General features: G+C 65.3%; 11 protein-coding genes. 5 read left to right on the top strand and 6 right to left on the bottom strand.

Going from position 1 to position 13,207, the window contains the following annotated elements; genetic code table 11:
* Positions 1-13: 13 nt before the first annotated feature.
* Entirely contained in the window at positions 14-1,798 is a 1,785-nt protein-coding gene (locus ACVJGD_RS36940; protein WP_456638813.1) for a tetratricopeptide repeat protein, read from the bottom strand.
* Between the two features lie 287 nt (positions 1,799-2,085).
* Positions 2,086-3,744 (bottom strand): electron transfer flavoprotein-ubiquinone oxidoreductase, encoded by a 1,659-nt coding sequence (locus ACVJGD_RS36935; protein ID WP_456638812.1) that lies wholly within the window; start codon positions 3,742-3,744, stop codon positions 2,086-2,088.
* Positions 3,745-3,887: 143 nt separating this feature from the next.
* On the opposite strand from ACVJGD_RS36935, the gene ACVJGD_RS36930 reads away from it, so the two are divergent.
* Positions 3,888-4,721 carry a uracil-DNA glycosylase gene (locus ACVJGD_RS36930; protein WP_456638811.1) on the top strand — a complete coding sequence of 278 codons (834 nt, stop codon included), beginning with the start codon at positions 3,888-3,890 and terminating at the stop codon, positions 4,719-4,721.
* Positions 4,722-4,864: 143 nt separating this feature from the next.
* On the opposite strand, the gene ACVJGD_RS36925 is transcribed toward ACVJGD_RS36930, so the two are convergent.
* Together ACVJGD_RS36925 and ACVJGD_RS36920 are read right to left on the bottom strand one after the other, a co-directional pair.
* Positions 4,865-6,370 carry a glycosyltransferase family 39 protein gene (locus ACVJGD_RS36925; RefSeq protein ID WP_456638810.1) on the bottom strand — a complete coding sequence of 502 codons (1,506 nt, stop codon included), beginning with the start codon at positions 6,368-6,370 and terminating at the stop codon, positions 4,865-4,867.
* Between the two features lie 109 nt (positions 6,371-6,479).
* A complete protein-coding gene (locus tag ACVJGD_RS36920) occupies positions 6,480-7,223 on the bottom strand; it encodes a ribonuclease HII (protein ID WP_456638809.1) in 744 nt (247 codons plus the stop codon).
* Between the two features lie 364 nt (positions 7,224-7,587).
* On the opposite strand from ACVJGD_RS36920, the gene ACVJGD_RS36915 reads away from it, so the two are divergent.
* Positions 7,588-8,925 carry an IS1182 family transposase gene (locus tag ACVJGD_RS36915; RefSeq protein WP_456633186.1) on the top strand — a complete coding sequence of 446 codons (1,338 nt, stop codon included), beginning with the start codon at positions 7,588-7,590 and terminating at the stop codon, positions 8,923-8,925.
* Positions 8,926-9,186: 261 nt separating this feature from the next.
* Here the strand turns inward: ACVJGD_RS36915 and ACVJGD_RS36910 are convergent, their stop codons facing one another.
* Positions 9,187-10,350: a PA0069 family radical SAM protein gene (locus ACVJGD_RS36910; RefSeq protein ID WP_456638808.1), complete on the bottom strand. Its 1,164-nt coding sequence runs from the start codon at positions 10,348-10,350 to the stop codon at positions 9,187-9,189.
* Positions 10,351-10,513: 163 nt separating this feature from the next.
* Between ACVJGD_RS36910 and ACVJGD_RS36905 the strand changes: the two genes are divergently transcribed.
* From ACVJGD_RS36905 to ACVJGD_RS36895, 3 genes are all read left to right on the top strand, one after another.
* Positions 10,514-11,095, top strand: coding sequence for a glycosyl transferase (locus ACVJGD_RS36905; protein WP_456638807.1), 582 nt, complete (start codon positions 10,514-10,516; stop codon positions 11,093-11,095).
* A gap of 215 nt (positions 11,096-11,310) precedes the next feature.
* Entirely contained in the window at positions 11,311-12,234 is a 924-nt protein-coding gene (locus tag ACVJGD_RS36900) for a bifunctional helix-turn-helix transcriptional regulator/GNAT family N-acetyltransferase (RefSeq protein WP_456638806.1), read from the top strand.
* Between the two features lie 5 nt (positions 12,235-12,239).
* Positions 12,240-12,383 carry an RSP_7527 family protein gene (locus ACVJGD_RS36895; protein ID WP_456640491.1) on the top strand — a complete coding sequence of 48 codons (144 nt, stop codon included), beginning with the start codon at positions 12,240-12,242 and terminating at the stop codon, positions 12,381-12,383.
* 134 nt (positions 12,384-12,517) lie between these two features.
* On the opposite strand, the gene moaB is transcribed toward ACVJGD_RS36895, so the two are convergent.
* Positions 12,518-13,081, bottom strand: coding sequence for a molybdenum cofactor biosynthesis protein B (gene moaB / locus ACVJGD_RS36890; protein ID WP_456638805.1), 564 nt, complete (start codon positions 13,079-13,081; stop codon positions 12,518-12,520).
* Positions 13,082-13,207 lie beyond the last annotated feature (126 nt).

The following is a 13,207-nucleotide window of genomic DNA, read 5'->3' as shown; positions in this document are numbered from 1 at the left end:
CAACCGATCAGCCTCATCCGCCGCCCTTACCGTCTTCTTTCTTCTTCTCGACGGCGGCAGCGTTGGAGGTGTCCTCTCCAAGGCCATTCTCGATCTTGGCTTCGATCTTCGGCAGCTCATCGGGCTCGGGTTTGAGGTCGCGCGCATGCGCCCACTGGAACTTGGCTTCCAGCGTGCGGCCGACCCGCCAATAGGCGTCGCCGAGATGGTCGTTGATGGTCGGATCTTCCGGCTTGAGGTCGATCGCGCGCTCGAGCTGCTTCACCGCCTCGTCGTAATTGCCGATCCGGTAATAGGCCCAGCCGAGCGAGTCCACGATGTAGCCGTCGTCGGGGCGCTGCTCGACGGCACGCTTGATCATCTTCATGCCCTCGTCGAGATTGATGCCCTGATCGATCCAGGAATAGCCGAGATAGTTCAGCACATGCGGCTGCTCGGGCTGCATCTCCAGCGCCTTGCGCATGTCGGCTTCGGCCTTGCTCCACTGCTTGGAGCGCTCCTCGCAGATGCCGCGATAGTAGTAGGTGACCCAGGCGTTCTTGTCGCCGGCCGTCGGCATCGCGTCGAGCGCCTGCGTATAGGTGTTGGAGCAATCGGCGAATTTCTTGCGGCCACGCTCGATATTGCCGAGCGCCATGATGGCCTCGATGTCTTTCGGCGATTCGGCGGTGACGTCCTTCAGGATCTTGATCGCCTCGTCGCTGCGGTCGGCGGCATCGAGATCGGTCGCAAGCTGGATCTGCGCGTTGCGCTTCAGCGGCGATGAGGCCGGCACCCGCTCGTAGACCTTGATCGCCATCTGGGGCTTCTTGACGCTCTCATAGAGGTCCGCGAGCGAGAGCAGCGCCAGCGGATGGTTGGGCTGCAGGTACAGCGCAAGCTGCAGATAGACCAGCGCCAGATCCTCGCCGCCCCGGCGCGTCAGCGTCGCGCCGATGCCGTAGAGCGCTTCGGCAGCTCCAGCCTGCGCCGAATCGACCAGCGGCGGCAGTTTCTTGCCGGCCTTGGTCTCGCGGATGCCTTCCTGCACCAACGGATGGCGCGGCAGCTTCTTGTCGAAGGCCTCATAGAGCGAAGTCGCGGCAGCCGCGTCCTTGTTGCGCGACGACCAGCGCGCATATTCGTCCACGATCCGCAGCATCGAATCGTCGAGCTTGTAGGCGCGCTCGAAGCGGGTGCCTGCGTCCTTCTCCTTGCCGGAAAGCTCCAGGATCATCCCGGCGTGGAGATCCTTGAACAGCGGATACCATTCCGGACCGGTGAGTTTGTCGATGCTGGCGACCGCCGCCTTGGCATCGCCCGCGCCATAGCTCGCCCAACCTGCCAGCAGCGTCGCGACCAGATCGGTGATCGGTCCACGGATCGACTGGTTGACGTTGATCTGCGCGGCCGCATATTTCTTCAGCTTCAGGTCGCGCACGCCGACGACGAGCCGCGCCACGCGGTTCGACTTGTCCTGCGCGAGGATGCGGTCGGCGAGCTTGACCGCCTCGTCGATGTCGCCTTCCGCCAGCGAGGAGATGAAGGCTCGATCGAGCAGTTCGTTGTTCTTCGGATCGGTACGGAGTGCCGAGCGGTAAAATGCCGCAGCAGACGCCGCGTCGCGCTCGACGCTGGCGTGGCGGGCGGCAAGATAGCTGCCGGCCGTGGTCAGCGATTTCAGATCGTTCTTGGTCGGAAACTGCGCCGCGTTGTCCGCGGGATGATCCGGCGTCTGCGCGTAGAGTGCGCCGGGTGCGACGAGCACGGCCAGGCTGAGAGCAGCAATCGTCCAGCGGTTAAAGCGTGTTGAAAGCATCACGGTTCGCCTTGCTCCAGGGATTTACGGCGGCGATCTCTTAAAGATCAGTATCGAATGCGCGAACCCAAGCGGCGGCATCCCGGCCAGCGACAATGCCGTTTTTGGCCTTCAACCGCAAGGACACGGGTGGCGAATCGATTGGCAGATTGGCCTCGAAGCCGCCGATTTAGCCAACAATACCGCAAAACGCTTCCAGTGTGGCGGTATCGTGGCCGGCCCTGTCGGATTATCGGCGCATCCACTCACGCAATTGTGGTTCGACCGGCCGTCCCACACCGCGGCGGTCACATCGCCTCGTAGTTGGGCCCTCCGCCGCCCTCCGGCGGAACCCAGGTGATGTTACCGTTGGGATCCTTCACGTCGCAGGTTTTGCAGTGGACGCAGTTCTGCGCGTTGATCTGGAAGCGCGGACCAGAGGCTTCCTCGACCCATTCATAGACGCCGGCCGGGCAATAGCGGTTGGACGGACCGGCATAGACGTCGTGCTCCGACGTCTTCTGCAGGTTCATGTCGGCGACCTTGAGATGAACCGGCTGGTCCTCCTCATGGTTGGTATTGGAGAGGAACACCGAGGACAATTTGTCGAACGAAATCTTGCCGTCCGGCTTCGGATAGGCGATCGGCTGGTGGCTCTTCGCCGGATCCAGCGTCTTGCGGTCCGGCTTGGCGTGCGACTGGGTTCCGAACAGCGAGAAGCCAAGCGTGTTGCACCACATGTCGATGCCGCCGAGCGCGACGCCGACAATGGTGCCGAACTTCGACCACAGCGGCTTGACGTTCCTGACACGATGCAGGTCCTTGCCGACGGCGGAATCGCGCCAGGCGTTTTCGTATTCCACGAGTTCGTCATTGGCGCGGCCGGCGGCGAGCGCAGCCGCCACGTGCTCGGCGGCGAGCATGCCGCTGCCCATCGCGTTGTGGACGCCCTTGATGCGGGGCACGTTGACGAAACCGGCGGCACAGCCGATCAGCGCGCCGCCCGGGAAAGTCAGCCGCGGCACCGACTGGTAGCCGCCTTCGGTGATGGCGCGTGCGCCATAGGCGAGCCGCTTGCCACCTTCGAACACGGGGCGGATCGACGGGTGCGTCTTGAAACGCTGGAATTCGTCGAACGGCGACAGATACGGATCGTCGTAATTGAGATGCACGACGAAGCCGACCGCGACGCGGTTGTCGTCGTAGTGATAGAGGAACGAGCCGCCGCCGGTGGAATTGCCGAGCGGCCAGCCGAAGGAATGCTGGATCAGGCCCTTCCGGTGCTTGGCGGGATCGATCTGCCACACCTCTTTCAGGCCGATGCCGAATTTCGGCGGCTCGCTCTTCGCATCGAGCTGGTACTTCGCAATGAGTTGCTTCGACAGGCTGCCGCGCGCGCCTTCGGCGAACAGCGTGTATTTGCCGACGAGCTCCATGCCGCGGGTGTAGGAGTCCTTGTGCGAGCCGTCTTTCGCGATACCCATGTCGCCGGTCGCGATGCCGCGCACGTTGCCGTTGTCGTCGTAGAGCACTTCGGCGGCAGCAAAGCCCGGGTAGATCTCGACGCCCAGCGCTTCCGCCTTCGGCGCCAGCCAGCGGCAGACATTGCCGAGCGAACCGATATAGCAGTGATGATTGTTCATCAGAGGCGGCATCATGAAGTTCGGCAGCCGGATCGCGCCGGCAGCCGTCATCCAATAGAAGCGATCGTCCTTCACCTGGGTCTTCAGCGGACAGTCGGCATCCTCGCGCCAGTCCGGAATCAATTTGTCGAGCGACACCGGATCGATCACCGCGCCGGAGAGGATATGCGCGCCGACCTCGGAACCCTTTTCCACCACGACGATGCTGAGATCGGGATTGAGCTGTTTCAGCCGGATCGCAGCCGAGAGGCCCGACGGTCCGGCGCCGACGATCACGACGTCGAATTCCATGGATTCGCGGGGCGGTAGTTCTTCGGTGCTCATGGTCTCTTCTCAGCCCGGTTGAGAACGCTTCTAATTCGTTAGGCTGCGTTGTTTCCGATTTTTGCCGCGAGGACAACCATTGAAATGCATTTCGCGACGGCGCGATGCATCCTAAACTAAGCCTCGAGGACCCCTGCCCCGCCATGATGCCCGAGCCCGCCCCTACCCTGAAGCAATTGCTGGCCTTTTATCTCGAGGCCGGGGTCGATTGCGCGCTTAGCGACGAGCCGGTCAACCGGCTCGCGGAGCCTGAGCCTGTTCCCGCCGCGCCGCCGCGCGAGGTGGCGCCGCCGCGTGCTGTGCGGGAGATGCCGCTTGCGGCGCCGGCAGTTCCGCGCAGCGAAATCAGCATCGCGCCGGATGCGGCGGTGGCCTCCGCGCGCGAGATGGCGCGGACCGCGCCGACGCTGGAAGCGCTGCGGACGCTGCTCGAGAATTTCGACGGCTGCGCTTTGAAGCACACCGCGACCAAGCTTGTGTTCGCCGACGGCAACCCCGCGGCGCAGGTGATGTTCGTCGGCGAGGCGCCCGGGCGTGACGAGGACATCGAGGGGCTGCCCTTTGTCGGTCGCTCCGGCAAGCTTCTGGACCGCATGATCGCGGCGATCGGGCTCGACCGCAGCAAGGCCTATATCGCCAACGTGATCCCGTGGCGTCCGCCCGGCAACCGCACGCCGACGCCGCAGGAAACTCAGGTGTGCCTGCCCTTCATCCAGCGCCAGATCGAACTGGTGAATCCCGATGTGCTGGTCACGCTCGGCAATCCCTCGACGCAGGCCCTGATCGGCACGCGCGAGGGCATCATGCGCACCCGCGGCAAATGGTTCGACTACGACACCGGCACCCGCGTGATCCGCGCCATCGCCACCTTCCACCCCGCTTATCTGTTGCGCTCGCCCTCCTACAAGCGGATGTCATGGCAGGACCTCCGCGCGATTGCGAAGCTGTTGGGGCAGCAAGGCTCCCCTTCATCCTGAGCCGCGTAGGATTCCCCTCATCCTGAGGAGCACGCGCAGCGTGCGTCTCGAAGGATGGGCCACAGGCGAGACTGGGGCCTCATGGTTCGAGACGCGCGAAGACGCGCTCCTCACCATGAGGGGCTGACGGCGAGGAAATGGCCCTACGGCCCCTTCGGCCGCACGATGGCCCAGCCGATCCGCAGCAGCGGCTGACGGCCGTTGACCAGCCATTCGAAAGACCGCGGCACTTCCGGCACCAGGCCGGGGAAACGTTGCGCGATCTCGGGCGGCGGCGTGCCCGACGTGTCGGACGCGCGCCAGACGATCAGCCCGCCGGTCTGGTTGAACTTCGCCGGCGAGAGCCAGGGCGTCCGCGGCTTTCCGTCGAGGAGCAGATGCGGGCGCTCCGGGTCCATCGCGATCAGGCGCGCAAGCTCGGGATCGCCGGCCACCGCGCGCAGCCGCTGGTTGGTGCGCCGTTCAAAACTGTCGGCGAAGAAGTGCCCGATCGAGGCCGCCGGCATCGAGGTCCGCACTTCGGCGGTGCCGGTCCAGGGCACGAACAGCGTCGCCGCGACGACGGCCAGGGCCGGCGCGGCAATCGCCGCCGCCCAGGCCGAGCGCAACAGCCGCTGGCGGTAGAGGTGGATGAGATCGCCGGCGTTGACGATCACGGCCAGTCCCGACAGCATCAACGCGACGCCTGCCCCGCCGACCACGTGATCGAGACGGAACAGGCCGGCGAGCAGGCTGCCCAGCAACGCCGGCGCGAAGGCGAAGAAATAGACGAACTGCCGCCCCAGCGGATCGAGCGGCGGCCGGTGGATGACCGGCGCCTCCTCCGGCTTGCGGGCAAACCACGGAGAATTGAGGACGAGGAGCAGTGCGATGCCGGCCATCGACACCACCAGCCCACCGAGCAGGACGCCGGAGCGCATCGTCCGCGTGCGCAGGTCCGCGATTTCCGGGAGCGGCGGCAGCGTCAGCACGTCCGACCGCATCAGCCAGATCAGGTAAGGCAGCGCCAGCACGACCACCACGAGCAGCGCGAACAGCGGATCGAACGACGCCAGCGTGCGGCGTCCGCGCGCGCTCGCCAGCGCAAACGCCACGACGAGCAGGATCATCCCGATCGCCACCGGCGTCGTCAGCAACAACAGGCCGCAATCGATCGACCAGGCAAACCAGGCGCTGCGCCGGTTCTGGCCGAACAATTGCCAGGAATGCAGCAGCAAAAGCGCCCAGAGCGGACGCGCCAGCACCAGCGGGCCGAACTCGAGGCCAGGCGAAGAAAAGGCGGTGACCGTCATCGTGAGCAGCACCGCGAGCACCGCCTGCTGTCCGCCGACGATGGCGCGGCCAAGGTGATAGAGGCTCACGAAGGTCGCGACCGCGCAAATCTGCGCGAGAAAGTAGACGCCGACGACGTGATTGCCGGCGGCGCGGAACGCGATGTCGGCGAGCCAGAAGGCGAGCGGCGGGCCGAGATCGGTGCCGACTTGGTACTCCCGGCCAAAGGCGAGCACGGTCGCGACGTCGCCGGGCGGACTGCGATAGATCAGAAGCGGCACCAGCAGCCACAACGCCGCCTGCGCCAACACCACGATCCAGACCACGAGCCGCGGCCGGGCGCGGATCAGTTCGACGACCAGGGAGGTGAAACGCATGCGTCCAAAATGCCCAGAACCAGCCCGGTGTGCGGCCTCATTTGATCCCGAGATTTGATAAAGGCCGCGCGTGACGGAAGCAACCGGGCCCCTAAAGCGCGAATATGCTCTATGCGGCGGTCGCCTCGGCCTCGGCCGTCGGATCCACCGTGAACAGATCGGGCTCGATCGTTTCCGGAAAATGCTTCTGCCGGGCGGCGATCACGGGCGCGAAGAAGCTGCGGTGATGCGCGCTCGGGCCGAGGCGATCGAGCGCCTCCAGATGTTCCGGCACCGCATAGCCCTTGTGCTGCTCGAACCCATAGCCGGGGCAATCCAGCGCCAGCGCGCACATCAGCCGGTCACGTGTCACCTTGGCGATGATGGAAGCGGCCGCGATCGACATCACGATCCCGTCACCGCCGATCACGGCCTCGCAATCGCAGGTCACGGCGACCTTGTCGCGGCCGTCGACGAAGACATGCTGCGGCGCCTCGGGCAGCGCTTGCACAGCGCGCGCTAAGGCCCAGAGCGAGGCGCGCAGGATATTGTCGCGATCGATTCGCGCGGGCGAGGCGAAGGCGACCGCGAATGCCGACGTCGCGCAGATCTGCGCGAACAGCTCTTCCCGCCGCTCCGGCGTCAGCCGCTTCGAATCATCGATGCCCTTCGGAATCCGCTTGGGATCGAGCACCACGGCCGCGGCCACCACGGGACCTGCTAAGGGACCGCGCCCGGCCTCGTCGCAGCCGGCAACCGGCCACACCCCGCGCTTGATCAGCGCGCGCTCGCGTCGAAAGCTCGGCGGCGTCACGGCGATCACGCCCTTCGCCGGTTTGACCGGCTTCTTGTTCTCGGACTTGTCCCGAATCATGGGCGCGACTGTGCTCAAGCAACCGCCACCGCGCAACCGGGAACCCGGCGCCCGTCCCCATTATTCAATCTAATGATCTGGAATCGTCGCCGCGATGGAGCTGCGCTCCCTCTCCCGCTTGCGGACAGGGCTATCGCATATAGCTGTTTGGTGCCTGTGAACGAGGCGGGCCTCATGGTTCTCCGAGCGATGCGCAGCATCGTCTCGAGACGCGCCGCAAGCGGCGCTCCTCACCATGAGGATCTAAGATCCCGCCGCGAAATCAGACCTCATCCTGAGAGCGTGAGAATCTTTAGGCAATGAGCATTTGCCACAGCCGCGGTGCTGTGATTCGCTTGCATTGCGCGCGAGGCAGGGGCTGACGATGGCTGACGAGCAATTGTTCGAGGGGTTACCTGAGCAGGAAAGACCGCAGGCCGAAGGGCGTGGTGCGCTGCGGCTGCGGGTGCCGGAACGCAGTCAGATCGGCATGCAGGTGGCGGCATTGGACGATCTGATCTCGGAGGATCATCCGGTCCGCTCGGTCTGGGCGTTCGTCGAGGGGCTGGATCTGTCGGCGTTGCACGAGGTGATCAAGGCGCGCGAGGGCCAGCCCGGACATCCGCCAGCAGCACCGGAACTGATGTTGGCGCTTTGGCTGTGGGCCACGGTCGATGGGGTGGGCAGCGCCCGCCAACTGGATCGGCTGTGCCGCGATCATCTGGTCTATCGCTGGTTATGCGGCGGGGTGTCGATGAACTATCACAGCCTGTCGAACTTCCGGATCGCGCATATGGCAGTTCTGGAGCGGCTGCTGGCGCAGGGGGTCGCATCCATGGTGGAAGCTGGCCTGGTGTCGCTCGACACGTTGGCGCAGGATGGCTTGCGGGTGCGCGCGGGTGCCGGGGCGAGTTCCTTCCGCCGGCGCGCGCGGCTTGATGATCTGCTCACCGCGGCGCAGACGCGGGTGGCGCGCCTGCGCGCTGAAGCCGAGACGGATCCGGCGGCTGGCGATCGTCGCCAGCGGGCGGCGAAGGCGCGTGGCGCCCGCGAGCGCGAGGCGCGGATCGCGGCGGCGCAGCAGCGCATGAAGGAACTGGAGGTCGAGCGGGAGCGGCGCGAGAAGACCAACAAGAACCAGGTGGCCAAGCAGAAGGAGCCGCGCGCTTCGACCACCGATACCGACGCGCGGGTGATGAAGATGGCCGATGGTGGGTGGCGTCCGGCTTATAACATGCAGATCATCTCGGCGCCGGAACACCAGGTGATCGTTGCGGTCGACATCGATACCAGCGGCTCGGATCGCGGCCTGGCGCAACCGGGGATCGAGACGGTGCACGCTGAAGGCTACGACCCCTCCAACTATCTGGTCGACGGCGGCTTCACCAAGAACGACGACATCGAGTGGGCCCACGCCAAAGATATCAAACTGTGGTGCCCGGCGGGGCAAACCAGGCACGGCACCGACCCTTATGCGCCGAAGCAGGGTGACGGTGTTGGCGTCGCGGATTGGCGTGAACGCATGCAGAGCAAGGACGGTAAGGCATTCTACCGACTGCGCGCCGAGCACGAATGCATCAATGCCCATGCCCGCCGCATGGGACTGCGCCAGCTAACCCTGCGCGGCAAGATCAAGGCCCGCCTCCATCTGCTGTGGTTCGCCGTCGCTCACAACATGATGCGCTTCCTCGCCTTGCACGCCAAGGCGCAGGTCGCGGCATGAACAGAGGCGTCCACGCCAGCAGGTGCCCACAAAGCGCCGCAGCAGCCGCAGCACCGGCCCGGAGGTCAGATCGCGGTCATTCGGCGCCGGCTCAACCGAAAAGCTTTACGGTCTGTGCCTTCCAGCCCATCACATGTAAAATTCTCCGGACAAGGCGAATCATTCTCACCCTCTGAGGAGCCCGCCGAAGGCGGGCGTCTCGAAGGATGGGCCGCGAGGGGACTGCCCACCAAGTTCTATTTCATATTGCTCGCGCCGCTCTCAGAACAGGCTCAGTTGCTCGCCGCTTTGCTTCGGCTTGACGAAATGGTCGGTCGTCAGCTTCGAACGGCGCTTGTTCAGGCCGAGCTTCTCGCAAGCAATCTCGAAGCGGCGGCCGATCATCCAGGCCATCGGCCCGGTGCCCTTCATCCGCGTCCCCCACTGCGAGTCGTAGTCGCGCCCGCCGCGCATGTCGCGGATCAGGGTGAAGACGTGGCGATAGCGGTCCGGATAATTCGCCAGCAGCCATTCCCGGAACAGGTCGCGCACTTCCAGGGGCAGCCGCAGCAGCACGTAGCTCGCTTCCTTGGCGCCGGCATGCGCCGCCGCATCAAGGATGCGCTCGATCTCGGAATCGTTCAGCGCAGGGATTACGGGCGCGACCATCACGGTGGTCGGGATGCCGGCATCCGAAAGCCGCTTGATCGTTTCCAGCCGCTTCGGCGGCGTCGAGGCGCGCGGCTCCATGGTGCGCGCCAGCTTGGCATCGAGTGTCGTCACCGACAGCGCGACCTTGACCAGGTTCCGCCGCGCCATCCGCTGCAGGATATCGATGTCGCGCGCCACCAGCGCCGACTTGGTGACGATGCCGACCGGATGGCCGGCACGCTCCAGCACCTCGAGGATGCCGCGCATGATCTTGTGCTCGCGCTCGATCGGCTGGTACGGATCGGTGTTGGTGCCGATCGCGATCATGCGCGGTTCATAACCAGGCGCCGCAAGCTCCTTCTCGAGCAGAGCCGGCGCATCGGGTTTTGCCAATAGCTTCGATTCGAAATCCAGTCCCGGCGACAGGCCGAGATAGGCATGCGTCGGCCGCGCGAAGCAGTAGACGCAGCCATGCTCGCAGCCTCGGTACGGATTGATCGAGCGGTCGAACCCGATGTCGGGCGAATCGTTGCGCGCGATCACCTTGCGCGAGGTGTCGAGCGACACCGTGGTCTTGAACGGCGGCAGCTCTTCCAGGCTCTGCCAGCCATCGTCGAAGGCAACGCGGGCCTCCGCCTCATAACGGCCGCTGGCATTGGATTGCGCGCCGCGGCCGCGTCGCCGCTCGCGCTCGATCGCGACCGCGAGTTCGGGAAACGCGGAGGGCGCACCCGCCGGTGTGGAGGGCGCCGTCACCGGCGGGTGCTTGAGGGCATGAGAGGATGCTCGGCTCATGTTCCCAAGCTAGCATGCCGATAGAACAAATCAAGAACACATTCGCAAAATTCCACAATTGCGCTGCCGCAAAAAACTGCACCCCTCAGGCTGTTTTGATTGTGACAAGGTGATAACAGTTTTCGAGCTTTTCACCCATTTTGAGCCAACGAAGCCTCAGATAATGCTGAGCGTGATTATCCCGACCGAGGGCGACGAGCGGGCTGCAGTCGCCACCCTTGCGGCGCTGGTTCCGGGCGCTGCGGCCGGAATCATAAAAGAGGTGCTGCTGGTCGATCGCGCCAAGGATCGCGCCAAGACCGGCGCGATCGAACGCGTCGCCGATGTCGCCGGCTGCCGCTTCATGGCGTTCGACGGCACCCGCGCCGCAGCGCTGGCGGCCGGCGCCCGCCAGGCGCGCGCGCCCTGGCTGATGTTCCTGCATGCCGGCGCCGTGCTCGACAGCGGCTGGATCGAGGAGACCAGCCAGTTCATCCAGGGGGTGGCGATCAGCGGCCGGCCGCGGGCGGGCATCTTCCGCTACGCCCGTTCGCCCTATGGCGACACCCGCCTGCGCGACGGCTTCAGGTTCGTGGCCCGCATGCTGACCGGCCCGACCGCCGAGCAGGGTCTTTTGATCGCGCGCGATCATTACGAGCAGCTCGGCGGCTACCGCCCCGATGCCCGCCGCTCCGAGGCGCGGCTGTTGCGGCAGCTCGGCCGCTCCTCCCGCACGATGCTGCGCAGCCGGATCATGGTCGCATAGCCTTCTCCTTCACCTCCCCCCGCTTGCGAGGGAGGTCGGCGCGAAGCGCCGGGTGGGGGCTCTCTCCACCCAGGGAATCCCGATGCGGAGACACCCTCACCCCCCCTCTTCCGCAAGCGGGAGAGGGAGCACAGCGCCTTTGCCGATGTAGCTCACCTGGATACTTGCCAAAGTCAAATAATTATTTGACAATGGCAACTATTGAGGTGCGCACGATGTCAGAGCCGGATTCCGAAAACCAGGTCGCCGCGGTGCGGGCATTCAACCGCTTCTACACCCGCAAGCTCGGCTTCCTCGACCAACATCTATTGAAAAGCCCGTTCTCGCTCAGCGAGGCGCGGGTGCTCTATGAGCTGGCCCATCGCGAGGAAATATCGGCCAAGGAGATCGGGACCGAACTCGGGCTCGATCCCGGCTATCTCAGCCGCATCCTCCAGAAATTCGACGAGGACGGGCTCATCACGCGCGAGCCCCTCGCCTCCGACCGCCGGCAATACCAGCTCGGCCTCACCGCGAAGGGGCGGCAGACCTTTGCCAGGATCAACCGCGCCTCGCATGACGAGGTCGCGGCGATGCTGACGCGGCTTCCGCCGGACGATCGTGCCCGCCTGACGGCGGCGATGGGCACGATCGAGCGGCTGCTCGGCGAGGCCGCAGCCCCGCGCGCGGTGCTGCGCGATCCCCGCCCGGGCGACATGGGCTGGGTGGTGCAGAGCCATGGCGCGCTCTATGCCAGCGAATACGGCTTCGATTCGTCCTTCGAGGCGCTGGTCGCCGAGATCGCAGCAAAATTCCTGACTTCGTTCGACGCCTCGCGTGAACGCTGCTGGATCGCCGATCTCGACGGCATGCCAGTCGGCTCGGTGTTCCTGGTCAGGCACTCCGACGACATCGCCAAGCTCAGGCTGCTCCTGGTCGACCCGGCCGGCCGCGGACAGGGGCTCGGCAAGCGGCTGGTTGGCGAATGCATCACCTTCGCCAGGGCCTGCGGCTACCGCAAGATCACGCTCTGGACCCAGAGCATTCTGGTGGCCGCACGAAAAATCTATCAGGACGCAGGCTTCGTGCTGGTGAAAAGCCAGCCGCACCGCAGCTTCGGGCAGGACCTCGTCGGCGAGACCTGGGAGCGGGCGCTGTGAAGGCGATGCGTCGCGATCCAACGCGGCGCGTCACACCGGAGCTGCTTGCCTTCCATATCAAGCGCGCGCACGCGCTCCGCGAGGAAGCTTGTCGAAATATGATGCGTGCGTTGTGGGATTGGCTGATGAAAGCCCTTCGCGGGCATTGAGCCCAACCACCTCCACCGTCATTCCGGGGCATCGCGCAGCGATGAACCCGGAATCCATTGGGCCACTTGCGCAAGCGGCGAAATGGATTCCGGGCTCGCGCTTCGCGCGCCCCGGAATGACGGTCGTGGTGAACCTAAACCGTTGCGCCTTGCGCCTTCGGCCGGCGAAGATGCTCGTCCAGCCGCGGCATGATCTCGACGAAATTGCAGGGGCGGGTGCGGTAGTCGAGCTGCGCCGCCAAAATCCCGTCCCAGCCGTCGCGGCAGGCGCCGGGCGAGCCCGGCAGGCAGAAGATGTAAGTCGCGCCCGCGACACCGGCGGTGGCGCGGCTCTGGATCGTCGAGACGCCGATCTTGGCGTGGCTCAGCATGTGGAAGGCGATCGAGAAACCGTCCATCCGCTTCTCGAACAGCGGCTCGATCGCTTCCGGCGTCACGTCGCGGCCGGTGAAGCCGGTGCCGCCGGTGGTGATGATCGCATCGACGCCCTCGTCGGCGATCCAGCGCTTCACGACGGCGCGGATCGCCTCGACGTCGTCGGTGACGATCTCTCGCGCCGCAAGCTTGTGGCCCGCACCGGCGATCCGATCCGCCAGTGTCGTTCCGGACTTGTCGTCGGCGAGCGTGCGGGTGTCGGAAATCGTCAGCACCGCGATGTTGAGCGGAATGAACGGTTTTGATTCGTCTGTGGAGGCCATGACGTAGCTCTCTGTTCTCCCTCTCCCGCTTGCGGGAGAGGGTCGGGGTGAGGGTATCTCGGCATCGGGACTCTCCGTGAGGAGAGAGCCCTCACCCGGCGCTTACGCACCTCTCTCCCGCAAGCG

Source organism: Bradyrhizobium sp. USDA 10063 (assembly GCF_054063735.1).
Note: the sequence above shows the minus strand (reverse complement) of the source record. Positions and strands in the feature narration are given on the sequence as shown.